Source organism: Ascidiimonas meishanensis, from assembly GCF_037782385.1.
Taxonomy (GTDB): Bacteria; Bacteroidota; Bacteroidia; order Flavobacteriales; family Flavobacteriaceae; genus Ascidiimonas; species Ascidiimonas meishanensis.
The window spans coordinates 84,102-110,734 of the sequence record NZ_JBBEXD010000006.1 but is presented as its reverse complement, the minus strand read 5'-3'; the positions used below and the strand labels follow the sequence as shown (position 1 = coordinate 110,734).

The window sequence follows — 26,633 nt, the reverse complement described above, 5'->3', positions numbered from 1 at the left end:
ATAATTTTATATGAAAAACATAAAGACATACCTATTTGCCTTGATATTTATATTTCTAGCATTCAATGGCTTATACGCTAATGAAATGTTGCATGGCCCAAGAGAGAAAGACAGTATTTCTTCTTTAGGATCTAAAGATAGCTTACAGGTTTCTAATACGTTAAAAGTACTAGCTCATAAACAAGCACTTTTAAAATCAGGTGTGTTGGGCCTTGAAAAGTACCAACCTGTTGTTACCAAAGAATACCGCTCCTTCCCTTCGCTAGACAAAGCCCTGCAAGAAGAGGCTTTTCACATCCCGCTCGGGAATATGGAACCTGAATTTAATGAAACCTATCTCAAAAATAATTTTCCGGTAAATCCGCAAGCGGGTGAACTTCGCAAGAAAGCCTCTCAGGTGATCGAAAAACTCAAAGAGTTAGGAAACTTTGTAGATATACTAACCGGGAACGATCTTTTACAGCTTCCCGTGGGGCTTCGTAAAAGAGATCCCTCTTCCGGTAACGAAATTGTGATTGCAGTAAGCGAAGTCAAATTTCACCCAACCTATTCTGAACTAAAAATATTTGCCAGCCTTAGCATTCCTCAAAAAGACACTAAATTATTCTTTGGAGCTGAGGGCATCAAATTTTCTCATGACGGCGCTCTCGTAGGAGATGCCAAACTGGTGCTGCTTGGAAATCTGCCTATTGCTTTCAACGGGGATAATTGGCTCCTTACGCTCAAGGGAGGGGTGAATATGCAAAACGGACAATTTGAAGATAAAAGCTACCTTTCTATAGATTGCGCAGGCCTTAAAGAAATAAGTCTGGAAGGCAACCTGAAAGTTTCTCGAAGTGTTCTAATTCCTCTTAATGAAGACGGAACCTACAAATGCGGCGAAAGCAAAGAACCCTTTGCGGTAGATGAAGAAGGTAAACCCGCCCCTACCGCAGCCTGCTATGTTGAGACTTCATTTAGCGTGAAAGCGGCAGGTTGGAATGATATTTTATTAGATGTTACCATTCCTGATTTTGAAATAGCTGGCTTTAAAGGTTGGGCTTTCCACATAGAAAAAGCCGTGCTCGACCTCAGCGATACCCGTAGTGCAGATGGGTTGATTTTTCCACAGGTATACCAGCAATTGCTTACCAATGGTGACCAGAATCTATGGCGGGGAATCTATGCTAAAGAGGTAAGTATTATGCTACCGCAATCCATAGAACGTATCACTGGAGGAGAAAAAAGAGTAAAATTCACGGCCTCCAATCTTATTTTAGATAGTTTTGGAGTATCCGGAAGTTTTTCAGCCGTCAATCTACTCCAAAGAGGAGAAGGTGCTGCCGGAAAATGGGGCTTTTCAATTGATTCATTAGGCATCACGCTGGCTGTAAATACAGTTGTTGGAGGTACATTAGCCGGAGGTATTAAAGTTCCCATCATGAAACAGCCTTTGGGCTACGAAGGCTGGATCGCAGAAAACGAATTCGGACTCTCGGTAAAGCTACAGGAAGAATATGATGTTCCAGTTTTTCTGGGAAAAATGCAACTGCAACCTAACTCTAGTGTATCTATTAAATCTATTGACGGGAATGTCTATCCTTCAGCAAACCTTACTGGAAAACTTACGGTAGCAGGAGCCTTAGATCAGGAGTCAGAAGAGGGAGCACCCACCAACCTTTTGCCCGAGCAATATCAGGAAGAAAGTGCTTTTTATTTTAAAGGGATTGTATTTGAAGAACTGGAGTTGCAAACAGAGCCAGGTAAACCCTATATCAAAGCTAAAACCTTCGGTTTTGACGGTCAGTTTAAGCTGCTCTTTTTCCCAGTAACTATCTCCAACATGCAGCTGGTAACTCCCACCAATACTACTGCCGGACTCAAATTTGATCTCAAGGTAAATCTGGATGGATTTGGAGCCAATGCCGAAACCAATATGGCTATTATGGGGAAACTGGGTGAAGATGCCAGACTCCACGATTGGAAATTTGATAAGGTAGATTTTGGAAAAATAGGGGTTGATTTTGAGCGTGGTGGTGTGAAGATTAAGGGAGAACTCGCAATCATGAACAAAGATCCGCAGTACGGGGACGGATTCTCGGGTTCTCTGGAGGCCACAATTGAAAAGCTCAACCTAAAAGCTGGGGGTAAAGGAATGTTTGGTGCCAAAGATTTTCGCTATTGGTTTGTGGATATCTGGAAAGACAAAACAAGCGGCGGAGATGGTAATTTCCTTATTAGTTCTTTTATGGGAGGCGTATCGCACCGAATGAAACGAACCGATGGTAATAGCTACTGGACACCTACACAAGCAGTATATGTGCCTAACAAAGATTACGGTTTAGGTATACGTGGGGGTGTTACTATAGGTACCAAAGGTAAATCCTCTTTTCGGGGGAAAGCAGTGCTGGAACTGGAATACAACACTTCCGGCGGTTTAAATCGCATTGGTTTTATGGGAGAAGGTGCCCTGATGACCGGAGAAAGTCAAGAAGTAGTAGGAGATAATATTGAAGGTTTTGAAGGATTAAAGAAGATCCTAGACCGGGTTGCCAAATTCGAAAAAGAAAATCCTGAGCTCTTCCGGAAGCTTCTCATGTACGGCAACTATACCGAGATCGCCAAAGAATCGGTACCCATAAGAGAAGTGGCTTCCAGCGGAAAAATGGGCGTTTTTGTAGGGATCGAAAAAGATTTTACAACCGATACCTTCCACGGTCAGTTTGAATTGTATCTAGATATGAAAGGCTTGAGAGGTGTGGGTGACTATAACAAAGCCGGATGGGTGGTGTTACATTCCAGTCCCGATCAATGGTATTTGCATGTAGGTTCGCCTACCGATAGGCTCGGACTGGTATTCACTATAGGCTCTGAAGAATTTGAAGTAGGCGGTTATTTTATGACTGGAGACCTCTTACCTACGCAGTTAGCTCCACACCCGCGAATTCTTGAGATTTTAGGAGATGATATTCTCGACAAAAATAGAAGACCCAATGAATTAAGTGCCGGACGCGGTTTTGCCTTCGGACTCAGCTTTGCGTATCGCAGAAGTTTTCAATACCTCATCTTCTATGCTACGCTGGAAATTGGAGCTGGTTTTGACGTGATGCACAGATACTATCCCGATGTTAGATGTAGAGGAAGATCAGGACCCGTGGGTAATGATGGATGGTATTCTATGGGACAGGTGTATGCCTGGTTGTATGGGGAGTTTGGTGTACGTATTAAACTATTTTTTATCAAGAAAAAAGTCAAGATCGCCAATGCTGGAATTGCAGCATTGTTACAGGGACAATTCCCGAATCCTACCTTCTTTAAAGGATTTGTAGGCATGAATTTTAGTGTTTTGGGCGGATTGGTGAAAGGACGTTTACGCCTTAAGATCACTTTTGGAGATGAATGTGAATTTATAGATATCAATCCGTTTACCGAGGTACCCATTATTTCAGACCTTACCCCTATTAACGGTTCTAACGATGTAGACGTATTTACCGCTCCGCAGGCCGTTTTTAACTATGCCGTAGGTAAACCTTTTTCAATAGACACAGAAGAAGGCTTGCAAACCTTCCGGATCAATCTGAAACGTTTTGAACTGCAATCAGAAGGACAGGCGATCTCCGGTAACCTTGAATGGAACGATGCCAACGATGCACTTACTTTTGTACCGGATGAGATCCTTCCGCCTAAAAAACCAGTATATGCTATTGTAGAAGTGTCTTTTGATGAAAAGGTAGGGGGTAGTTTCCGAACAGTTATGAAAAGTGGTCAACCCATTATCGAGAAAAGAGAATCTACATTTACTACGGATACGGCTCCGGATCATATTCCAATGCAGAATATAGAATTTGTTTATCCACTTCCAGATCAGCAGAACCTCTATCCGGAAGAATATAATAAGGGATATATTAAACTCAACCGTGGTCAAAGTTATCTGTTTGATTCAGGATATACCATAAAAGCACAAACCACCCTTCAAAATATAAATGCAGTACGCACCAACCTCAGTTACGATAAAGGCGCTAAAATGGTTTGGTTTGATATGGCAGATCTAAATACGAGTAATGTCTATGATATGGATATCATGGCCTTCCCTCCGGGCGCAAATGTGGTCTCAGAAGTGGTCGTGGAAGAAACAACTACTACCTTTGACGAAGAGCCTGGGGATACCAGTTGGTTTGATCCCGGATCTGGAAGTCAGCAAACCAGCAACGAAAATGCAAGCGTCACAGTTGCGAACAAAAAAGCTGCGAAGGTGACGGTAAGCAATGCGCAACCCAAGTCATTACTCCATTACAGTTTTAAAACCAGCAAGCATGCCACCTTCAAACAAAAAGTACGATCTCTAACTATTACAGATAACATTACCGATATTGTAGCCACAGACATTCATACCATACATTTGCGGCTACAGCCTTATGAGAACTTTGAGATCCCGGAAGTAATCGGCACGAAGTACACCAAAAATCAACCCTTGGTTAGTGGAGAATCGCAATTGCGTGATACTTACTATCGCAATAAGGTGTATCCTTTAAATTACCAGAATTATCCACTAGACGGAAATATTAGGGTAAACAGAGATGAAAATACATTGGGCGTTCCACCTGCAAAAGCCTTGCAAGTGCCTAACTGGTATGCTTTCTACCTTCAAAATCAGCCACAATCTGAATACGTAACCACTAGATCTCCTTTAATGTATAACCTGCCTTTCTATTATAAATCAGACTTTTTACATCTTCAATATACCATTGTAAACCGATATGTAAATAGCAATAATATTAATCAGGAGGCTTACAATCGGTATCAGTATCTCATTGAAGGTGTTTTTCCGGCGATGCCACTGGGCAATTATCGTACCTATTTGAAATATGAAACCCCGGGAGGCATACATACAGATCGTTTTGAAATTAAATTTGTAAATGACTAATGAAATTAATCATAGCTACATATCGTTTTTTTAAGCTTAGTATCCTGATTACTGTACTCTTGTTAAACGTTCCTGTAAATTCACAAGAGAACATTGGTGCAGTAAAAGTACTCGCAAGAGCAACTACCAATAAAGTGATGTTGAGGTGGGCAGTAGACAACCCTCTGGGATGGAAGAAGGCCAACGAGCATGGGTTTATTATTGAACGTATTACAGTTTCCAGAAATGGGAAGGCGGTAATTCCGTTAGAAACTGAAATGCTTACCTCCTACCCCTTACGCCCTGCTCCTTTGGAAGAATGGCAGGATATTTCTCTGCGTGATGATAATGCTGCAGTAATTGCTCAGGCATTATACGGGGAAGACTTTGAAATATCTGCAGCAACAGGAATGAGTAATGTGCTGGCCATGAATGCAGAACTTGAACAACGCTTTACATTTTCCATGTTAGCAGCAGAACAAAGTTTTGATGCTGCAAAACTTGCTGCCTGGGGATTTGAAGACACAAACGTTTATAAAGGTGAAAAATATCTCTACAGAATTAAGGTAAACCTTCTTGCAGAGACTAAATATACCATTAAAAACGGAAGTGTTTATGCCAGCACCGATTTCTTTGAAGAACTCCCAAAACCAGTAGGTTTTGTAAGCCTTTTTGCAGATAATAACGTAATGCTTAATTGGAACTATTCCATCCTTCAGTATGTATATTCATCTTATTTAATAGAAAAATCAGAAGATGGTGTGAACTTTACACAGGTAAATGGTCAGCCTGTATTTAATGCTGAAGAAGAGAAAGAAGATGCGCAGATTTCTATGTTTTTTAACGATTCGATAACCAATAATAAAACGTATTACTACCGAATTAAAGGCGTTACTTCTTTTGGAGAGACGGGTCCGCCCTCACCAATAGAAAAAGGCAAAGGCAAAGATATTCTGGATTACACGCCACACATCACCAGAAAACTACTTCCGGATGTAGAAAGTGTAGAATTGTACTGGGAGTTTGCCGAAGAAGGAAATGCGTTTATTTCAGGATTTTCCTTGAAAAAAGCAAGCAAAGCGGAAGGACCTTATCAAACGGTTCTAAAAGATATTCCCGTTACTGCGCGAAAAGTGCAATACAAAGGAGTTGGCAGAACAAATTACTTTAGCATTGTGGCGATGGGAAAAAACGGCACGGAAAAACCTTCCTTTCCAGCGTTGGTGCAGCCAGTAGATTCCATCCCTCCTTCTCCACCCATAGGATTAACCGGAACCATTGATACCACTGGAGTGGTTCGCATTAACTGGGAAGCGAACAAAGAATCTGATCTTTCCGGATATCGTATTTATCGAGGGAACAACGCAGAAGAAGAATTCTCTCAGATAACGAAGCGTCCGCAACGAAATAATTCGTTTACCGATACGATTCTGGTTAGAAACCTGAACAGGAATGTTTATTATCAAATTATAGCGGTAGATCAACGTTACAACCAATCGCAACCATCAGAAATACTGGCTATTAAAAAACCGGATATGACACCGCCATCACCGCCTGTAATTGATTCTTACGATCTTACGGAAAAAGCAATTGTCTTGAAATGGATTCCGAGTTCCAGTGAAGACGTAACAAGTCATGTTATCTATCGCAGATCTCTGGGGCAAAAAGAAGCTTTATGGGAAAAAATAGCCACACGTAGCATTGATGAAAATAATCAGTTTGATGATTCAGCTATCTCTGCGGGTATGCGATATGCGTACACGGTTGTTGCTATTGATGAAACCGGATGGGAAAGTAATCCTTCAACGCAGCTGGTGCTTACAGCTCCCAAAGAACTTTTTGGGGATAAGATCATGCGATTTAACGCTACGGCAGACCGCGATAACCGGGTTATTCGTTTGAGTTGGAAAACCAAAGATGCCAATGAAACTGAATTCTTGCTGTATCGTTCGGAAGGAGAAGCCCCGCTTACCCTCTACAAAACCTTAGCAAAAGACACACAAGTATATAATGATGTTGATCTGATTATCAACACCAAATACAGTTACGGAATACAATTAATTGAAAAAGACGGCACCCAATCTGCCATAAAAAAAGTTGAACTAACCTATTAGCCATGATAAAAAAGTTAGGGATCATATTAGGGTTTGTATTCGCTATATTTTTCACAGCGAATATGAACGCTCAGTTTAAGTACAAAATTGAGTACTCGGTAGAAATATTAACAACCCCCGGTAACGCCTTTAACGTTCGTATGTATTTGGTAAATCCACCCGATCGAACTGGTGGTGGCGGACAGTTTTTTGCGGCAAGAGTTAATTCCGGGCCTGTTGAAACTACTTTTAATGGCACCGTGGATGAGATCAAGGAAATGCCAGTTCAGGTTACCAGAATAAATAGACAAATTAGATATGACCGCTCTGGTGGCAGAATAGACCGATACTACGATTTTGGATGTAACTTCATTAGCGGTAATAATAATGACTGGATTCCTTCCAATTCTTTCATTCAATATTTCAATGTGTATGAAATACAATCGCTTGCTGTAGTAAATGGATATACCCCTTCAACAAACAACCTCAGAGAATGTGAGACCAAGACATTGCGAATAGCTGATGTTTCATGTACACGTACTGCATATGCGGTTCAATATCAAGTAGGCAGCAGCACTGTTTGGCAAAACTTTTTACCCTATCAGCGTAGAAGTAGTTCATTTTCTTTTAATCGGACTGATTTTCCTGGATTGGACAACTATGAATCACTTCGTCTGCGTGTACAATACAGTGAAGGTGCAACTCCAGAATACTCTGATGTTTTAACCTATACCTATAATCCCTGTCCACCTAACTTACAAGGAAGCCCTGTAGCCACAAACACCACTTGTTTTAATGCTACAGATGGAGGCGTGACCCTTAATTTTGATCGTTCATTAGAACCGGATGAAGAATTTAGATTTACATTGAGTGGTGTGACCCCAGAAGGTTTCACCATTCCGGAACAAGACTTTAGAACCACCGCAGGAGGTACTTCGTTTACATGGCCTAACGGACTCGCAGCAGGAACTTATACAGTTAGTTATCAGACCTTCTTCTTGCAAAATAATTCCAACCCCAATGATGATGTCCCTTCGGCAGCTGCTAGTACTACCAACTTTACTATTTCCAGACCCACTGAAGTTACGGTGGGTACCAGTAATGTTGCACAACCTTTGTGTAGCGGAGATACAGGAAGTGTAACGCTGACGGCGGGAGGCGAACAATCCTTTGAATCAGGTACCTATCAGTATTCTTCAAATAACGGGGGAAGCTGGCAGACCTCTCCTACCTTCAATGGTCTTAATCAAGGGCAAACATATACCTTTCGCTCAAGGCTGGCACTCTCAGGAAACCGCTTTTGTGTGAGTCCGGGAAGTCAGGTGGTCGCTATCAATTCTGTTGCAAATCCCTTAGTCATCAATGCAGCGTCCGCAACACAACAACCCACTTTCGCAGGAGCGACCAACGGAAGCATTCTGGTTGCACTGAACAATGTGGGCGGATCACCTGCCTTTAGATACGAAGCCCTGACAGGTGGAGCTAATGGTACCGTAAGAGCTTCTGCTAATACCAGCAATCGTTTTGCTACTTTAGCCGGTTTAGGAGCTGGAGTTTACACGATCAAAGTCATAGACACCAATGGTTGTGAAGCAGTTTTTGCTTCCACCATCACACTAATAGAACCAACGCCGGTTCAGCTAACCTCTATCAATGCAACTCCCATCAGCTGCTTTAACGTAAGTGACGGATCGCTTACCGCAAATCCTTCCGGAGGAAATGTGTCTGGCATTGGAGATTATCGGTATCGGTGGACACGTCAGGGAGATGCTAGTTTCCTGAGAACCACCAGAACTATCACCAACCTGCAGGCAGGCGTCTACACGGTGACCATTACTGATTTAAATAATAATTTTACAGATCCCAATACTTCTGCAAGTCGCTCTGCAACACTTACCAATCCTACACAAGTAGTGATTAGCAGCGCGGTAGGAAACGATATTTCCTGTAATGGTGCAGCAGACGGCTTTATAAGCGTTACGGCTAGTGGAGGAACCCTTCCTTATAGTTATAGGTTTGGCTCTAGCAACACCTTTATTGCCTTAGGTGCTGGCGTTACTAGTTGGAATATACCGATCGCTTCTCCAGGAAGCTACAGCCTTTCTGTACGGGATGCAAATAATTGCCGTGTAGATCTTCCTACCAATATCCTTATTGATGAACCTGGTATCATAAGTATTAACGAAATACTAGGTGCCCATGTAGATAATACAATTTTTGGAGGTACTGATGGGGTATTGGAAATAAATGTGGCGAATACTCAGAATCCCACCACCTACAATTGGTTCAGAAACGGGAATCCGTTTGCACCGCCAGCAGGATCTACAAATACCAGACTCATCAATCTGCCTGCGGGAAGTTATACCGTGAGCCTCCGTGATGCAAACGGTTGTACCGCTTCCATAGCATCTCCTATCATTATAACAGAACCAGGCCCTTTAGCCTTTGATTCGGTAGTAGATATTGATATTTCCTGTAACGGATTGACGGATGGTAGCATTACTGCAACAGTCTCCGGGGGAACCGAGCCATATACATACATCTGGAGCCTGCAGGGAGATCCTGGGTTTACAGCACCCAACAGTGCTTCTATCAACGGACTCGCAACAGGAGTTTACGATCTCAATGTTACTGATGCTTCTGGTGCCAACATACAAACCACCTTAAGCATTACAGAACCTGCCCTAATCTCAATTAATGCCACACAAATTAATAACCTTTGCTTCGGAGAAAATTCAGGAAGTATAGATTTGAGTGTGAACGGAGGTACCCCACCTTATAGTTATGTTTGGAATATAGGAGCCACCACGCAAGACATCAACTCATTACCCGCCGGGAGCTATTCTGTGACTGTGACAGACGCAAATGGATGCAGTGCCGTATATAGTACAAGTATCACACAACCAGAAGAACTGATCATCACTCCTACGGTCACTAACATTACTGGTTTTGGTACCGATGATGGGGCTATTGCTATTTCGGTAACCGGAGGTACTGCCGGCTATGCTTACCAATGGACGGCCGATAATGGATTTACAGCTACCCAGGCAACTATTTCAGGGCTTGCGCCGGGAAGATATACTTTAACAGTAACCGATGCTAATTTTACAGCTTCAGGAAATGAAGCAGGATGTGCTGCTACTGCTGTTTTTGACCTGGCAGAACCGGGTGAACTGGTCGCGAATATTACAGAGACAAATGCCCTGCGCTGTTTTGGAGATACCAATGGAAGTCTGCGCGCCGATGCCATAGGTGGAATAGCTCCTTATAACTATCAATGGTTTCAAATTATTTCCGGAAACCCGGTATTGCTTCCGGTGACTTCACAAGTGATTTCCGGACTTTCTATAGGTCAGTATCAAGTAGAAGTAACAGATACCAATGGGATCCAGAACTTGTCTCCAATATATGACCTGACGGAACCTGCTCCATTGTTGGCTAGTATCGCCTCGCAAACAGACCTCTTGTGTTTTAATGAACCTACGGGAGCCATAGATGTAACTATTACTGGAGGTACGCCACCTTATTCCTATTCATGGAGTAACGGAGCTATTACAGAAGATTTAAATGCAATATCCGCCGGAAACTACTCCGTATTAGTTACCGATGCGAATGGCTGCGAAGTATCATTGAGCACAACGATTACGCAACAGGAAGAAATCATAATTAATACCGCAGTTACTGGTATTACTGGTTTTGGCACCAATGATGGTGCCATCAACGTGAACGCGACCGGAGGAACAGCACCCTATGCGTACGAGTGGTTTGCCGATAACGGGTTTAGCAGTACAAATGCTTCTATTTCCAGTTTAAGTCCGGGACGTTATACATTACTAGTCACCGATACTAATTATACGCCTTCGGGAGATTTGTCCGGTTGTTCGCAGACAATTGAAATAATCCTTACCGAACCTGGACAACTTCAGGTCGACATCATCGAAGTTTTTGACCTTTTATGTAACGGAGATACCAATGCAGAATTATTTGCCGATGTGACAGGCGGAGTAGCTCCTTATTCGTACGAGTGGTTTCAAATCGAAAGTGGCAATCCGGTAAGCATAGGCCAAAGTACAGACTTCGCTACCAATCTGGGAGCAGGAAGTTATCAAGTACAGATAACAGATACAAACGGTGTACAAACAACTTCATTGGTTTTTGAAGTAACCGCCCCTCCTGCTCTGGAAATTACGCTCGATAATCTTACCGAAGTATTGTGTTTTGGCGAAGATACTGGAAGCATAGAAACTACAGTTTCTGGAGGTACGCCACCTTACATTCTGGAATGGAACACAGGTGCTTCCAACGCTGATCTTTCAAATCTAACTGCGGGAACCTATACCCTTACGGTGGTAGACGACTTTGGATGCGTACTCTCTCAAACTTTTGAAGTACGAAATCTTTTTGCTGAATTATTATTAAGTGATGTGCAGATTACCAATGTATCTGCTTACGAAGGAACCGATGGCGCCATTACTGTAACCATTGAAGGTGGTTCTGAACCTTATGCAATTGAATGGATTCGCCTTTCTGATACTAGTATCATAGGAACTACCAATTCTATTAACAATCTTACAGCCGATGAATATCAATTAACTATTACGGATGCTGCGGGTTGCAACATCACTGAAGTTTATACCATCACTCAGCCAGATATTGTAGAAGCAACCCTTACTAATCCTGTTTGTGTGGGAGATTGTAACGGAAGTATTGACGTACTCGTAAATAAGGGCAACGGAACCTTTACCTATCTCTGGGATACCGGGGAAACGACGCCTAACCTCAGCGGACTTTGTGCGGGTAGCTATAGCGTTACGATTGACGGATTTGGTAACGGCCCCCTCACCAGAACATATGTATTGGAGGATCCAGTACCTTTGGCGGTTGATCTGGGGGAAGATATGACCCTTTGTCTTGGACAGTCGGTGATGTTGTCTGCAGCTATCGATGATTCGGATACTACCTATTTATGGAGTTCTGATAACGGGTTTAGCAGTACAAATGCACAACCGGTTATTGATGAAGCAGGAACGTATACTGTAACGGTTACCAACAATCAAGGATGTATCGGAACCGATTCCATTGAAATTTTTGTGAGCGATCAGGAAATCAGTGCTGTTTTTCTAGCGGCTACTCAGGTATTTACTAATGAAAATCTAGTGGCTATAGACGTAAGTTCTCCGGTGCCTGATTCAGTGGAGTGGCTTATCCCTGACGGGGCTAGCGTGGTGTCTCAAAATCAGGATTTCGTGGAGCTCTATTTTGAGAATCCCGGCACCTATGATTTGTCTTTATTAACACGTTTGGGAGATTGCCGAGCCATCCAAACAAAATCGATCATCGTATTGGAAGCAGAGGAATTTGAGGAAGATGATAAGAACGAAGGATCGGTACGCAATATTCAGGAATTTCTCTTGTTTCCGAATCCTTCAGACGGACGTTTTGCGGTAAAAGTGGTCTTAAAAGATATAAAAGATATTAGTATAAAAGTGTTTGGTCTTTCCAATAATATATTACTAGAACAAAAAATTGAAAAAGGAAAAAATGCGTACGAAATTCCTTTTGATCTTACGAACGTACCCTCTGGTATGTATGCTGTAGTACTTGAAACTCCCTATGGAAATGCTATTAGAAAATTGATAATTCAATAACTCATACTATCTAAAAGAATAACACTATTTATTGCAATAGAAGCTTAATGTTTCTTGAACTTTTAAAATTAAAGAATAGAAACTTTATTTTATTGAGCTTTAACTAACTACTAGTTTTTCAATATATTTGAGTTTTAAAAAAATAAAGTCTCCATGAAAAGAATTTTGCTCATTACAGCAGGTATACTTCTTAGCTGCAATACTACGCAACAGACTGCGAACAATGAATCCTTAAAGAAAGCAGACTATAATCCTTCACCTTATGCATCTACTATTTCTCAGGAAGACTTAAAAGAAATGTTATATGTGTATGCTTCAGACAGTTTTCAAGGCAGAGAAACAGGAACTCCTGGCCAAAAAAAAGCGGTAAATTATATTAAAAGCCGTTATGAAGCACTTGGAATTCCCGCCGCCCAAGACGATGGGAATTACTTTCAAAAAGTACCTTTACAAGGCAGCAGCATTCCCCAAGCATCTTTAATTATAAATGATAAAGAGTATACTATAGGGGAAGATTTCGTAGCCTATAGTGGTCCCAATGATGTTACCATAAATGATTCAAAAATTATCTATGCTGGTTACGGAATAGAAGATGAAAAGTACTCAGATTACAAAAATCTGGACGTAAAAAATAAGATATTGCTTATTAAAGCTGGTGAGCCCAAAAATGCAGATGGAACCTATGTTATTTCTGGTTCAACTGAGAATACTCCTAAATGGTCTAATATCAGAAAAGCTTTTGAATCTAAAATTGAATTAGCAAAAGACAAGGGTGCTTCTGGTATACTTTTCTATGATAAAGATAATTACAAAATGCTCCTCACCCAGTATGATTATATGAAAAATAGAAATAGTGGAAGAATGGGTTTAAATAATTCTAAAGGAGATTCCTTTTTCTACTTCTTTATCAATGGAAAAATTGCTACCTCAATCAACGGCTCTATTTCTTCTAAGAGTGAAAGCAAAGTGATTAATACAAAAGTAAGTGCCGTTTTTGAAGGCTCTGTGAATCCTATTGATTCAGAAAACGTAGTTGCATGGATTAAAGGAAGTGAGAAACCAAATGAATACATTGTGATTTCGGCACATTTAGATCATGAAGGAGTAAAGAATGAAGAAATTTATAATGGCGCAGATGACGATGGTTCCGGAACAGTTGCTATTTTAGAAATTGCTCAAGCATTTCAAAAAGCAGTAAAAGAAGGGAATGGCCCTAAAAGATCTATCGTTTTTCTTCACGTAACCGCTGAAGAAAAAGGACTTTTAGGCTCTGCATATTATACAGACAATCCTATTTTTCCGCTAGAAAATACCGTGGCTGATTTAAATATAGATATGATAGGACGTATTGATCCAAAGAGAGAAGGAGATAGAAATTATGTGTATTTAATTGGTTCAGACAAACTCAGTACAGAACTTCATAATCTTTCGGAACAAATTAATGACAAGTATACCAAGATCACTTTAGATTATAGGTATAACGATGAAAATGATCCGAATCGTTTTTACTATCGAAGTGACCATTATAATTTTGCGAAAAATAATGTTCCTGTTATATTTTACTTTAATGGAACGCATAATGATTATCATAGACCTTCTGATACTCCAGACAAAATTGAATATGATCTTTTAGCCAACAGAACAAAACTTGTTTTTCATACGGCATGGGAATTAGCTACTATTGAAAATCGTATTGTTGCTGATAAAGTTATAGAAGCAAAATAATCAATTGAAAAGAACTTTAAAAGCATCCTTTAAAACGGATGCTTTTTTGTTTTCTCATCTTCAAACTTTTGAAGTTTTAAAAAAATGCGCATCTTTGTATTCTTATGAATATAGCAGGCAACACATTAGGATAATCAATATATGAGGCAGGGAGCCTCCTAAAACCTATTTTCTTCAAAGGTTGTATTGATTTTAATTTAGTATTAATTCAATAGATTACAACTAATGACTGCTAGACATTCTAATATATTCAATAAGATTTTATTTTATTTTAAACTTGCCCTTAGTGGTAAAGAACAAAATTTTACCACAGGTAGTATTCAAAAAGCTATCTTTTTACTAGCTGTTCCCATGATACTAGAGATGCTCATGGAATCCGTATTTGCCTTGGTAGATATTTTATACGTATCACGGGTAAGTGTAAATGCTGTAGCCACCATTGGCCTTACCGAATCGGTAATTACACTGGTTTATGCATTGGCTATTGGATTAAGCATGGCAGCTACAGCCATTGTGGCAAGGCGTAGTGGAGAAAATGATAAAAAAGGAGCTAATGAGGCAGCTATGCAAGCTATTTTTTTAGGAGTGGCAGTGGCTATTCTCATTAGTATCCCTGGTATACTATATCCAAAAGAAATACTTGCCTTTATGGGAGGTGAACTGGATCTTATTGAAGAAGGTTACCAATATACTCAAATATTGATTGGTGGAAACATCACCATTATGTTACTGTTTCTTATCAATGCTATCTTTCGTGGAGCAGGAAATGCATCCATGGCAATGTGGACGTTGGTGCTTTCTAACGGACTTAATATTATACTAGATCCTATTTTTATTTTTGGATTAGGGCCCATACCCGAATTTGGTGTAAAGGGTGCTGCTATTGCTACCACTATAGGCAGAGGTACTGCAGTAGTTTTTCAATTGTTTCTTTTATTCTATGGCTGGGGTCGTATTAAACTGGGAGTAAAAGATTTGGTGCTCAAAAGTAAAGTGATGCTTAATATGATTCGCATCTCTATTGGCGGAATTGGACAATTTTTAATTGGTACCTCCAGCTGGGTTATATTAATGCGATTTATGGCAGAATTTGGAAGTGAAGTGCTTGCCGGATATACCATTTCTATTAGAGTAATCATGTTTACACTGATGCCCTCATGGGGTATGAGTAATGCGGCAGCAACTTTGGTAGGTCAGAATCTGGGAGCAAATCAACCCGAGCGGGCGGAAGAATCTGTCTGGAAAACTGGAAAATACAATGCTATATTTATGCTTTCGGTTTCTTTAGTATACCTTTTGCTAGCACCTGAAATCATAGGCTTATTTAGTAATGTTTCTGATGTAGTCAAATACGGATCCTTAAGTTTACAAGTAATTACTGCTGGTTATTTGTTTTATGCCTATGGCATGGTAGTTATACAAGCCTTCAATGGAGCAGGTGATACAAGAACGCCTGCATTCATAAACTTTTTCTGTTTTTGGCTCTTTCAATTACCAATAGCGTATTTGGCTGCCTTTGTTCTAAATTGGGGGCCAATGGGCGTTTTTGTAGCCATTACCCTTGCTCAGGTTCTAATTGCAGGAACTGGAATTTTTTATTTCAAAAAAGGTCGTTGGAAAACTACGACAGTGTAAATAAATTAAAATATCTTTAGAAAAGAGAAGGTGATTTTTATAAACCAAAAACTTCTAAAAGTTACATTCTTTTTTCGCCTCTTTTTTGTGTTGTTTATTTTGTAATTTTAGACTTTAAAATCATTCCCATGGAAAAATCAACTCACGGTTTCAATACTGTATGCACTCATACAGGTGAACTGAAAGACGAGCAATTTAAAGGTGCTATATCACCTTTATACATGAGCACATCTTATGCCTATGAAAACGTAGATGTTAAAATGTATCCCAGATATTTCAATACGCCCAATCAAAGAGCGCTTTGCCAAAAGATAGCAGCATTGGAACATGCAGAGGCAGCACTGATTTTTGGAAGTGGAATGGCAGCTGTAAGTACAACTTTAATGGCCTTCTTAAAACAAGGAGACCATATTGTTTTACAAAAAACATTGTATGGGGGTACTTTTAATTTAGTAGTAGAAGAATTTCATAAATTCGGAATTGAATATTCATTTACCGAAGGTTTGGAAGAAGAAGATTTTAGAAAGCAAATTAAACCCAACACAAAGGTTCTTTATATAGAAACCCCTTCTAATCCGCTTCTTACTATTACTGATATGGATATGGTTGTAAAAATTGCCAAAGAGCATCAGTTGATTTCTATGATAGATAATACATTTGCCAGTCCGGTAAATCAAAATCCCATAGATTTTGGAGTTGATATTGTTATTCACAGTGCTACTAAATATTTAGGCGGACATAGTGATATTCTTGCAGGCGCTGTGGCTGCATCGGCTCAGCATATAGATAGAATTTTTCAACTTGCAAAAAATTTAGGAGGAAGCTTATCTGATTATACTGTTTGGTTGTTAGAACGCAGTATTAAGACCTTAGGATTACGAGTTAAAGCACAGAATAAGAATGCGATGAAACTCGCTAAGTTTTTAAATAAGCATCCCGATATTGAGCAGGTTTATTACCCTGGTTTAAAATCACATCCTGATCATAAGTTAGCAAAAGCACAAATGAAGGGCTTTGGTGGGATGCTATCTTTTGAACTCGCAGCTCATCTTGACGCCAATATATTTATACAAAAGCTTCAACTTATTAAGCCCTCTATGAGTCTTGCGGGTGTTGAAAGTACCATCCTATCACCTACCAAAACCTCTCATGCATTGTTATCCCCAGAAGAGAGAGCTCATCAAGGCATCCGAGATGGTTTATTACGATTTTCAATAGGTATTGAAGAAAAAGAAGATCTTATCGCAGATCTGGAACAAGCCATTAAAAAAGTAAAAGAAAAGCAAGCTGTAGCAGCTATAAAGGCATAAATATCTTAGGTTTGTTAAAGTGCTAACCGCTCCAAACACCTATCGTTATTTCACCAATAACTTAATTAAATTAGATTACTTTCTATGAAACTAGACATACTCGCTTTTGGTAGTCACCCAGATGATGTAGAATTAGGATGCGGCGCAACTATTGCCAAAGAAATTGCTGCCGGAAAAAAAGTAGGGATTATAGACCTTACCCGCGGTGAACTAGGAACCAGAGGTTCTGCCGAAATCAGAGATCAGGAGGCTGCTAATGCAGCCAAAGCCCTTGGTGTTGTGATTAGGGAGAATCTGGAATTTGCAGATGGCTTCTTTACAAATGATAAAGAGCATCAACTAGAAATTATCAGAATGATTCGCAAATACCGCCCAGAGATTGTGTTATGCAATGCGATAGACGACAGACATATAGATCACGCTAAGGGCAGCAAACTGGTAAGTAATGCTTGTTTTTTAAGCGGACTCCTTAAAATTGATACCAAAGAAGACGGTGGCGATGTTTGGCAAGCACCATGGAGACCCAAACTGGTTTATCACTACATACAATGGAAAAATATAGTACCAGATTTTGCGGTAGATGTTACCGGCTTTATTGATAAAAAATCAGAAGCTATTCAAGCATATACATCACAATTTTACGATCCCAACAGTGAAGAACCAGAAACTCCCATCACCAGCAAAAACTTTATAGATAGCATTCATTATCGTGCGAGGGATTTAGGCCGATTAATAGGAACTGAATACGCAGAAGGCTTCACCACAGAAAGACCTATAGCAGTACAAGGGTTAGACAACTTAATTTAGACAAAATATTTTTTATTTTTCTTTGAAGAAACACGCAAATAAAGTACATTTGCATCCGCTAATTACATGGTAGTTGTAGCTCAGCTGGTTAGAGCGCTGGATTGTGGTTCCAGAGGTCGCCGGTTCGAACCCGGTCTTCTACCCTTGATTAAAAGCCTTTCGGAAACGAGAGGCTTTTCTTGTTTTAATAAGCCTGTAGAAAACTTGCTGGGTGAGAAGCCTGCCCTGAGCGAAACGTAGTGAAGTCGAAGGGAACCCGGTCTTCTACCCTTGATTAAAAGCCTTTCGGAAACGAGAGGCTTTTCTTGTTTTAATAAGCCTGTAGAAAACTTGCTGGGTGAGAAGCCTGCCCTGAGCGAAACGTAGTGAAGTCGAAGGGAACCCGGTCTTCTACCCTTGATTAAAAGCCTTTCGGAAACGAGAGGCTTTTCTTGTTTTAATAAGCCTGTAGAAAACTTGCTGGGTGAGAAGCCTGCCCTGAGCGAAACGTAGTGAAGTCGAAGGGAACCCGGTCTTCTACCCTTGATTAAAAGCCTTTCAGAAACGAGGGGCTTTTCTTGTTTTAATAAGCCTGTAGAAAACTTGACTGAAAATTGGTTAATGCTATTCTATAGGCTCCAATAATTATTTTAACCAACTCATCTTTTTGGTCCTTTTTTATTGTTTTTATTGTTTTTGTTTTTATCGTCACTTGGTTTTTTATTTTTTGAACTCTTACCCTCTACATAACCATCTGGCTTAGAAGGTATGCTAAATCTGGAGAAATCAACACTATTATTATCTCCTATGCTTTCTTGTGCTTCCAGACCATCAAGCATATTGTTAGTAGTATCAGTCAAACGCATGAAGTCAGTCTCATTACTATTACCATTATTAGCTAAATTTAGTTTTTCAGCAATAAGATGATCTTGTAAATTATTTAGTGAATTCATACTAAGACCTGCTTCTTCTGAATTGAAATGTCTAGTTATTGCTACTTCTCGTCTGATATTGAAATCATCTATTATTGCATTTGCTACGGGTAAGTCATCGGCATCTTGAGAATCCACCCTATTTTCTATCTCACCCATGGTGCTTTGGGTCGTAACTGATTTACTTTCAATACTTAAATCTGTCACTGGAGTCACTTCTTCCGTAAAAATTATTTCTGCATTACTGATTTCAGTATCGGAGTCATTTGTGGTATTAATTGAATTCTGGTCCTGAGAAGCAGACATATCTACTTCATCACTAAAGTTCACAGCATCTGCCCGCACTGGTTCTGCCCTAGGTATATCTTCATCAATGCTTGCATCTGCTATGGGTATGATTAAATCTCCATCATCTGTTATCGCTACTGCCTCAGGTAATTCACCATCTTGATAATCCAAATAAGTCACCCGACTTCCTATTTCATCCATAGCGCTTGGAATAGTAGCTGGTTCGTTTTCACGACGTAATTCTGTCATTGGAGGTAGTTCTTCCGCAAGCGCTACTTCTGCATCCATAATTTCATCACCCGAGTCATTTACACTATTGATTGAATTCTCATCTAGTGAATCAGGAATGGTTTGAGCATCTAAATCGTTATTATTAGCACTGGTGATTGAATTTTGTTCTTCAGATTCGTTACTACCGGTAATATTCTCTTCCATACTAAATTTCACTTATATGTAGTCCTGATTTTTAAAAAAAAATCAGTTTAATTTCCCCGTAGTTTTATAAACCCTCTCTAAACCACCATCCCCATTTTTTAAAATACCTATTGACTTTAGAATTTATCTTTTGAGCAACACCTATTTGTATCCTTACTTTTATAAGTATTAGAAATTCTCTTCAGTATAGCGTTTGATTATTGAACCAAAATGGTGAGTTTAGTAATAGTAATATCGTTGTTTTCACTACTCCCATTAGACCCACGAGCAGACTTTAATTCAACATACTCCAACCCTGCGAAGTTTTCTTTTGCTTTATATCTATATAGTATTTCTCCATCTTCTTGCCTTACAAGTTCACTAATTTCATAGTTAAGAGCTTGAACCCTTATGCTGGCTCCTTCTTCTATTCCAAAAGTTCCCAGACTGTATTCTAATATTTCCGTATTTAAAACGGCTAGCGCTTCCGAAATTTCTTCAGTTCCATTATCATCATCACTATAACAAGCTCCCATTACACTTGTTAACATCAATACTAAAAAAAGTTTTTGAAATTTCATCTTTAATTTAATTATTCCATTTATCATTGTAAAATACACTAAAATAGTCAACATGTAAAAGATGATGTAATATCTAAATTATCTCATGTAATAAGTGAAATAATTTGTTGTGTTTTAAGTTTTTACTTAAAATCATCCTTTTTCATTTTTAAAAATCATTCTTGTCTTTTTATAAGTTCCGAGTTAATTCTTGAATAAGTTTCGTGTGCTCCGGAAATTTTGTAGAAAGTTTGTTCCTATCTGCTAATTCAAAATCTGCAAAATCAAAACCAGGCGCCACCGTGCATCCAACAAAGGCATAACTTCCTCCTTTTTTAACGGAAGAAGCAAACCAGCTTCCTGCTGGCACCATTAATTGTGGAACCCCTGCTCCATCTAAATGATTGTTTACTTCGAAACAAGTATAATTTCCTTGAAGATCAATTACGTGTACTTCTAAAGAGTCTCCTTTATAAAAATGCCATAGTTCGTCTTGTTGAATTCTGTGAAAGGCAGAAAAATTTCCCTCAGTTAGTAAAAAATAAATAGCCGTACTGTAATTTCTATCGCCGCCAAATGTTTCTGGTAATGCAGATTTATTTATGATTCCTAAACTTCTATAGGTTTCCTTGTAAAACCCTCCTTCGGGATGTGGCTGCATGTTAAACTTTTTTACCAATGCATCAATCTGTTCTTTTTTCTTCATTCTATCAATTTTTAGCGGGTTTTATTAAGATCATTTCCAAATTCAAAAGTTATAAAAAAATCATCTGTACTATTAATTTCTTGCAATATTTTTCGGGTGACTCCTATCTTCACTAATATGGCATCCTTGCGCTATACTGTTTTATTATTATTTTTAATATTTCAGCTAACTTTATAAAGGTTAAACAAGTTTAAAATATTTTAACCAAAAAAAGTATTCCATAAAATAAATAGCAATAAATTTAACTGAATCTACTTTTATCCATAGATAATCAGAAAACATTCATACCGTTTGAGCAATAAACCATTTATAAAGAAAATATGAAAAGAAGAGACTTCAGTAAAAATATTGCTTTAGGTGTTATTGGCACTACTGCCCTAACCTCCTGTTCTCAAACGCCAAATGTTTCCAAACCAGAACCTACTATTGTTAAAGGTTTTAAGGTAACACCTGAATTAAGCAAACGTATGTATCATAAAGCACTGGAAATTACCAAATCAAAAGTGAGAGGAGGAGAAAGCGAGCCGTTTTTTAAAAAACCTTTTGTAGATGCTGCTTTTTCAGACAATATTTTTCTTTGGGATACCTGCTTTATAGTTTGCTTTGCAAAGTATCATTTAGATGAACTCCCTGTTTACCAAGCCTTAGATAATTTTTATGATAGAATGGAAGCAGACGGGTATATCTGCCGGGAATATAGGATTGATGGGCATCCTTTATGGTCAAAAGAACACCCTGTTTCTATTAATCCGCCTTTATTGGCATTGGCAGAAACAGAAATCTATACCGTAAATAGAGACAAACAACGCTTGCGAAAAGTATATCCCATTCTCAAGAAGAATTTTGAGTTTCATGTGGCTCGTTATCAAGGAGAAGATAAGTTGTTCTGGGGTGATACATTAGGAATGGGTATGGATAATATTCCTCGTTTTCCACGTGGCTGGACTACAGAAGAAGGTAATGGCATGACACATCATGAATTAGGAGAAAAATTAGGTAAAATGAGCGGTGCAACAGGAGAAGAGCGATTAGATATATTTATTAAAGATTATGTGGAAACCTTACAAGGTGTCTGGAATGAAGAAGGCAGACTCGTAGATTTTACAGCACAAATGGCAATGTACGCCTTACAACTTAAGTTTATAGCGCAAGAAATTGGAGAAACTAAGGATATTCTGCAATATGAAACATTTCATGCAGACCTAAAAAAAGCCTTGAACAAATTATGCTGGAATCAAGAAGATTCTTTTTATTATGATCTAGGCTATGATAAACAAATTAAACGCAAACATATAGGTATGTACTGGACACTACTAGGCGAACTAGTTCCAGAAGACAAGTTAGATGCCTTTTTAGCACATCTCACCAATCCAGCTACTTTTTATCGCAAAACGCCTCTACCGGCATTGTCTGCAGATGATCCTGATTATAAAGGCTGGGGAGACTACTGGCTTGGTGGTGTTTGGGCGCCAACCTCCTATATGGTTTTAAAAGGATTAACGGCTAATGAAAAGCATGAATTAGCGCAAGATCTGGCACAAAAAACCTATACCGCTGTAGCTGAAGTTTTTGAAGCGACTGATACCTTCTGGGAGAACTATGCTCCAGATCTTATTTCTTATGGAATGCCCGCCAAAAAAGATTTTTGTGGATGGACAGGTTTGGTACCCATTGCCATTTATAAGGAATACATTGAAAACAGTCTTTGATAACCAAAATTTATAACTAGTTTATAAAGTATCTATCTAATAATTTTAAGGATTAGTAATTTCTTCCATTATGAAAAATAGTAGATTTGAAATTTAAATAGTTACTATTGAATAATATTCCCGCCTACAAGACCGAATTAATTGAATCGGATACGAAAAAAATACAATACCTTTTTAAAAGCAAAGAAAGTACTCTCCATGTCTAGAGTAACGAAGGAGAGAATTTATACTATTGCCAAAGATCTAAAAGGAAAAGAATTGTTCTCTGAAAAAGTAGATTTGGCAAAAAAAGCATTAAGCAAACTTTAATCACTTCCTTTTTAAAATAGTCGTTAAGAAACTATAGTGTATAGCAAGCGTAATCCGAAATGGGTTATGCTTTTTTATTTAGTTCTCCCCTACTTTTTATTCCATCTTCCTTATTTCACACTAAGAGATAATTACCGCTACTTTTTCTGTAAGTATATTAAATCACTGGTTTTCATTGTAAACATTCATTTTTGTAAGTTTGAACTCAAATTTCAATAGCTTTGGCCATAATAAACCATCCATACAATAAGAAAAATAGTTATAAAATCGTATATAATTACTTTTAAATTAATAAATCATTATCTAGATGTCTAACAAGTCAAATAAAGAAATCTGCCATTCTTATCTAAATAAATATGCTGAAAAGGACTTAAATGGTATTGAAGAAATGTTTTCAGATCACATTGTTTTAAGGGATTGGAAAATTAGGGTTAGCGGGAAGGAAAAAGCGGTTGATGAAACCCGTAAAAATTTTGAATCTGTCAATACAATAGCTATAGAAATACTCTCTACCTATGAAAGTGATGATACTGTAGCTGCTGAACTCAAAATTACTATTGACGATTCTGAGGAACTATATGTAGTTGATGTAATTACCATAGGCACCGATCATAAAATTAAATCTATTAGAGCTTATTTAGGAAGAGGTGATGAGGCTCCTACTGTTAATTAAATTCAATTTTACACAGGTGCTTTAAAATTAGCTGTGCTGAATATGTCAATAACTCTTTAAAGTAAAACCAAAAGTTAAAAATCTATCTTCTTGTTTTTGGTCTTCTATCACAATGCTTTCAAAGGTATTAAGGTAATTTATTTTGAAATTTAAAAACTTCCAAATGGGGAGTTCTAAACCAACATCTGCTTGCCACCGATAATTATTGCTTTCCTCAAGAGAGGGCTGAAAATAAAATACATGATTTAAAATTACTTTCTTTTTAAATAAATGATATTTCCCATTTACCCAAATGGTACCACGAAGTGTCTTGATAGATTGGCTTCCATCATACTCTGCACGGTTAAAGCTAGCTTTACCAAAATCTGTTCGCTCGTACTCACTTGAAATTGAGAATTTGAGCCAATCATCATTCTTGCTTAAAATTTGAAAGGTAACTCCGGCGCCAAACAGATATCGCAAATCTATTTCTCTTCTAAAATTGGTACTTACAAAACCTAATATCTGGGGATATATTTTTCGTTTGGGATTAAAATATAAAAAGTTGAGACTCAAAATATCTTCATCTGCTTTTTCCCTACCAAACTCCTGATAAACATACGAATTTTGAGTTTTGAAAACCCATTTTTTCCAAGGTTTAAAACTGAGCTCAGACTTAGCTCTAAAAATCAAAGTTTCTACATTTCCTCCCTGCCAAAACCCGGTTAAAGAGAGTCTGGCTTTTAAATTAAGCGTGTCACTTTCATTAATTTGGGCTGAAAGAAGCACGGGGAGAAGCAAGAAATAGTACAATACCTTTTTCATTCTATTTTACGCTAAAATTACGCTTTCATAAAAATCCCGGAAATATAATTATTTATAAATAACTAACAACACGTTTATTAAAGATTTTCTATTGGGTAGGTTCTGGACACAAGTATATCAATAGGCAGTTTATTTTTATTTATCAGCTTCAGCCGTACTTCTCATTAATAGGCAATAATTACCCTTTTCCTCTGTAAAAAACCTACGCTCCACAGATTCATCTAACCATTTACAATCTCAAAGGATATCAAGAGTTTAGAGTCCCTATTATTTTTTATATTGTATCACATATGCAATTTTTGAGAAAATTAGGCCAGATCACTACTAAAAAGGATGTAACACTTTTTGTGGGTTTCTATTTTTTTTCAACCCTCATCTATTATACAGCAAGCTGGATTTCGTGGGGAGCATTTAAACCAGGACATCCGCCCTACTTTAATGTAGAGGAGTTTTTTGCATCAGCCGGAGCTCAATTTGCTATTAGTTTTTTGATCACTATCCCTATTTGGTTTATCACCTCTGTTTTACTCACTAATTATACGCTTAAAATAAGACTTTTATCGCATTTACTGTTCTTACCACTCTATATTGCGATATGCTATTTTTCACTTCTTTGGGTAACCCATTTTTTTGGCTGGGCAATGTATAGAAGTGGATACAATACCATTTGGACGCTTTACATTTTTATGCTTTTTTATTTAGTGCAATTTGGCTTTATGCACGCATACGCATACTTCAAAAGGTTCAAAAATGAAGAAAAAGAGAAGGCAATATTACGAGAAACAGCTTTAAAGAGTCAGATAACAGCTTTAAAATCTCAATTAAATCCGCATTTCCTGCATAATTTATTCAATTCTATAAATGCCACCATACCACCAGAAAATGAGAGGACTAGGGAACTTATCGTGCAATTATCTGACCTATTTAGATACCAAAATTACGCTTCTCAAAATGACTATGTAACCATAAAAGAAGAAATTGATTTTATTGAAAGCTATCTAGAATTAATGCAAATTAGATTAAAAGAACGTCTACATTTTTCTTTTGATGTACCTAGAGAACTACATACGTATAAAATTGCACCTATGTTATTACAACCGTTGGTTGAAAACGCAGTTAATCACGGGATTGCTTCTAAAATAGAACCTTCCACCTTACTCATTAAAATAGAAAAAAAAGAAGGTCAATTACATTACGCTATTGAAGATACTGGAATTGGTATTGAAGACAAAGAAGCAGTGCTAACAAAAGGTTTGGGGTTACTAAATACCAAAATGCGACTGAACAAAATTTATAACTCAGACTTAAAAATTGAAGATAATACACCTTCAGGAACTAAAATTTCATTTGTAATTTGAAAACTATTATACTCATAGATGATGAAGAAGACGCGAGAGATTTGCTAAGGCATTACATCGCTATCCATAAAGAACTCTCCATTATAGGAGAAGCTACCAATGGATATGAGGCTGTAAAATTAATAAATAAATTAAGGCCAGACACCATATTTCTGGATATCCAAATGCCAGGTCTTAATGGTTTTGAGGTGCTTACGCAATTAGAAGAAATTCCTGAAATTATCTTTTCTACTGCCTATGATCAATATGCCATAAAAGCTTTTGAGGTTCACGCTATTGATTACCTGCTTAAGCCCTATGGAAGAAAACGCTTTGAAAGCTCACTCAAAAGAATCTTGAAGAATCAAGATAGCCTGATTCCTTTAGCGGAGGAGTTGCTTCAAAAAGAAACAGAATTTCCATTAAAAGTAATTTTACACAAGGGGATGAGAAAAATTATGATTAATGTAGCAGACATTACCTATGCAGAAGCCTTTGGAGACTACACCAAAGTGTTTACTGAAAATGAAGAATTTCTTTCTACTAAAGGGATCTCACAACTTAAAGACAATTTCAATCCAATATCTTTTGTAAGACTGCATCGTTCCCATTTCGTTAATACAAATACAATTAAAGAACTTAAGAAAATAGATAGGTATTACTATATTCTTTTAACCAATGGTAAAAAATTTAGAGTAAGTGATACCTACCTTCCAGAAATAAAAAAAATAGTTCTTTAACAACTTCATCTATCTATTTTCAAACCCATCTACAATAGTATGGATATATAGTTGCTGCTACCTATGTTTGAGATGATTTAAA

16 protein-coding genes and 1 tRNA gene are annotated in these 26,633 nt (G+C 38.2%); 13 read left to right on the top strand and 4 right to left on the bottom strand.

The genetic code is table 11. The annotated features are described in order from the left end of the window. Window positions 1–10 precede the first annotated feature (10 nt). The 8 genes from WBG07_RS12655 to WBG07_RS12620 all read left to right on the top strand — a co-directional run bounded on the left by WBG07_RS12655 (window position 11) and on the right by WBG07_RS12620 (window position 18,243). Window positions 11–4,903, top strand: coding sequence for a hypothetical protein (locus tag WBG07_RS12655; RefSeq protein ID WP_340201821.1), 4,893 nt, complete (start codon window positions 11–13; stop codon window positions 4,901–4,903). Then, window positions 4,903–6,996, top strand: a complete 2,094-nt coding sequence (locus WBG07_RS12650; RefSeq protein WP_340201820.1) for a fibronectin type III domain-containing protein — start codon at window positions 4,903–4,905, stop codon at window positions 6,994–6,996. The genes WBG07_RS12655 and WBG07_RS12650 overlap by 1 nt, the downstream gene beginning before the upstream one ends. A gap of 2 nt (window positions 6,997–6,998) precedes the next feature. Then, a complete protein-coding gene (locus tag WBG07_RS12645) occupies window positions 6,999–12,623 on the top strand; it encodes a T9SS type A sorting domain-containing protein (RefSeq protein WP_340201819.1) in 5,625 nt (1,874 codons plus the stop codon). 153 nt (window positions 12,624–12,776) lie between these two features. Further along, a complete protein-coding gene (locus tag WBG07_RS12640) occupies window positions 12,777–14,348 on the top strand; it encodes a M28 family metallopeptidase (RefSeq protein WP_340201818.1) in 1,572 nt (523 codons plus the stop codon). A 225-nt stretch (window positions 14,349–14,573) separates the two neighbouring features. Next, window positions 14,574–15,983: an MATE family efflux transporter gene (locus tag WBG07_RS12635; RefSeq protein WP_340201817.1), complete on the top strand. Its 1,410-nt coding sequence runs from the start codon at window positions 14,574–14,576 to the stop codon at window positions 15,981–15,983. 128 nt (window positions 15,984–16,111) lie between these two features. Further along, window positions 16,112–17,293 carry a trans-sulfuration enzyme family protein gene (locus tag WBG07_RS12630; protein ID WP_340201816.1) on the top strand — a complete coding sequence of 394 codons (1,182 nt, stop codon included), beginning with the start codon at window positions 16,112–16,114 and terminating at the stop codon, window positions 17,291–17,293. 84 nt (window positions 17,294–17,377) lie between these two features. Continuing rightward, window positions 17,378–18,100, top strand: coding sequence for a bacillithiol biosynthesis deacetylase BshB1 (bshB1, locus tag WBG07_RS12625; protein WP_340201815.1), 723 nt, complete (start codon window positions 17,378–17,380; stop codon window positions 18,098–18,100). 69 nt (window positions 18,101–18,169) lie between these two features. Further along, window positions 18,170–18,243, top strand: a tRNA-His gene (locus WBG07_RS12620). A 495-nt stretch (window positions 18,244–18,738) separates the two neighbouring features. Here the strand turns inward: WBG07_RS12620 and WBG07_RS12615 are convergent. The 3 genes from WBG07_RS12615 to WBG07_RS12605 form a co-directional block, all read right to left on the bottom strand. After that, window positions 18,739–19,734, bottom strand: coding sequence for a hypothetical protein (locus tag WBG07_RS12615; RefSeq protein ID WP_340201813.1), 996 nt, complete (start codon window positions 19,732–19,734; stop codon window positions 18,739–18,741). Window positions 19,735–19,931: 197 nt separating this feature from the next. Beyond that, on the bottom strand, window positions 19,932–20,294 hold the full coding sequence (locus WBG07_RS12610) for a hypothetical protein (protein WP_340201811.1): 363 nt from the start codon (window positions 20,292–20,294) through the stop codon (window positions 19,932–19,934). Window positions 20,295–20,463: 169 nt separating this feature from the next. Continuing rightward, window positions 20,464–20,979, bottom strand: coding sequence for a cupin domain-containing protein (locus tag WBG07_RS12605; RefSeq protein WP_340201809.1), 516 nt, complete (start codon window positions 20,977–20,979; stop codon window positions 20,464–20,466). Between the two features lie 320 nt (window positions 20,980–21,299). Between WBG07_RS12605 and WBG07_RS12600 the strand changes: the two genes are divergently transcribed. The 3 genes from WBG07_RS12600 (at window position 21,300) to WBG07_RS12590 (ending at window position 23,670) form a co-directional block, all read left to right on the top strand. Further along, window positions 21,300–22,688, top strand: coding sequence for an MGH1-like glycoside hydrolase domain-containing protein (locus WBG07_RS12600; protein WP_340201808.1), 1,389 nt, complete (start codon window positions 21,300–21,302; stop codon window positions 22,686–22,688). A gap of 141 nt (window positions 22,689–22,829) precedes the next feature. Then, the gene (locus tag WBG07_RS12595) at window positions 22,830–22,997 is read left to right on the top strand and encodes a hypothetical protein (RefSeq protein ID WP_340201807.1); all 168 of its coding nucleotides are present in this window, start codon (window positions 22,830–22,832) and stop codon (window positions 22,995–22,997) included. A gap of 307 nt (window positions 22,998–23,304) precedes the next feature. After that, window positions 23,305–23,670 (top strand): nuclear transport factor 2 family protein, encoded by a 366-nt coding sequence (locus WBG07_RS12590; protein ID WP_340201805.1) that lies wholly within the window; start codon window positions 23,305–23,307, stop codon window positions 23,668–23,670. Between the two features lie 45 nt (window positions 23,671–23,715). Here WBG07_RS12590 and WBG07_RS12585 read toward each other — a convergent pair whose 3' ends face one another. Beyond that, window positions 23,716–24,474 carry a DUF481 domain-containing protein gene (locus WBG07_RS12585; protein WP_340201803.1) on the bottom strand — a complete coding sequence of 253 codons (759 nt, stop codon included), beginning with the start codon at window positions 24,472–24,474 and terminating at the stop codon, window positions 23,716–23,718. Window positions 24,475–24,764: 290 nt separating this feature from the next. Between WBG07_RS12585 and WBG07_RS12580 the strand changes: the two genes are divergently transcribed. Both WBG07_RS12580 and WBG07_RS12575 read left to right on the top strand, forming a co-directional pair. Continuing rightward, the gene (locus tag WBG07_RS12580) at window positions 24,765–25,832 is read left to right on the top strand and encodes a sensor histidine kinase (protein ID WP_340201802.1); all 1,068 of its coding nucleotides are present in this window, start codon (window positions 24,765–24,767) and stop codon (window positions 25,830–25,832) included. Continuing rightward, on the top strand, window positions 25,829–26,551 hold the full coding sequence (locus WBG07_RS12575) for a LytR/AlgR family response regulator transcription factor (RefSeq protein WP_340201800.1): 723 nt from the start codon (window positions 25,829–25,831) through the stop codon (window positions 26,549–26,551). Before WBG07_RS12580 ends, WBG07_RS12575 begins: the two co-directional genes overlap by 4 nt. Window positions 26,552–26,633 lie beyond the last annotated feature (82 nt).

What these genes read in the sequence shown, in the direction of transcription:
- WBG07_RS12610 (WP_340201811.1), bottom strand. Translation starts at nt 20,294, where the DNA reads ATGAAATTTCAAAAACTTTTTTTAGTATTGATGTTAACAAGTGTAATG.
- WBG07_RS12645 (WP_340201819.1), top strand. Translation starts at nt 6,999, where the DNA reads ATGATAAAAAAGTTAGGGATCATATTAGGGTTTGTATTCGCTATATTT.
- WBG07_RS12630 (WP_340201816.1), top strand. Translation starts at nt 16,112, where the DNA reads ATGGAAAAATCAACTCACGGTTTCAATACTGTATGCACTCATACAGGT.
- WBG07_RS12585 (WP_340201803.1), bottom strand. Translation starts at nt 24,474, where the DNA reads ATGAAAAAGGTATTGTACTATTTCTTGCTTCTCCCCGTGCTTCTTTCA.
- WBG07_RS12655 (WP_340201821.1), top strand. Translation starts at nt 11, where the DNA reads ATGAAAAACATAAAGACATACCTATTTGCCTTGATATTTATATTTCTA.
- WBG07_RS12615 (WP_340201813.1), bottom strand. Translation starts at nt 19,734, where the DNA reads ATGGAAGAGAATATTACCGGTAGTAACGAATCTGAAGAACAAAATTCA.
- WBG07_RS12635 (WP_340201817.1), top strand. Translation starts at nt 14,574, where the DNA reads ATGACTGCTAGACATTCTAATATATTCAATAAGATTTTATTTTATTTT.
- WBG07_RS12650 (WP_340201820.1), top strand. Translation starts at nt 4,903, where the DNA reads ATGAAATTAATCATAGCTACATATCGTTTTTTTAAGCTTAGTATCCTG.
- bshB1 (WP_340201815.1), top strand. Translation starts at nt 17,378, where the DNA reads ATGAAACTAGACATACTCGCTTTTGGTAGTCACCCAGATGATGTAGAA.
- WBG07_RS12640 (WP_340201818.1), top strand. Translation starts at nt 12,777, where the DNA reads ATGAAAAGAATTTTGCTCATTACAGCAGGTATACTTCTTAGCTGCAAT.
- WBG07_RS12580 (WP_340201802.1), top strand. Translation starts at nt 24,765, where the DNA reads ATGCAATTTTTGAGAAAATTAGGCCAGATCACTACTAAAAAGGATGTA.
- WBG07_RS12600 (WP_340201808.1), top strand. Translation starts at nt 21,300, where the DNA reads ATGAAAAGAAGAGACTTCAGTAAAAATATTGCTTTAGGTGTTATTGGC.
- WBG07_RS12605 (WP_340201809.1), bottom strand. Translation starts at nt 20,979, where the DNA reads ATGAAGAAAAAAGAACAGATTGATGCATTGGTAAAAAAGTTTAACATG.
- WBG07_RS12590 (WP_340201805.1), top strand. Translation starts at nt 23,305, where the DNA reads ATGTCTAACAAGTCAAATAAAGAAATCTGCCATTCTTATCTAAATAAA.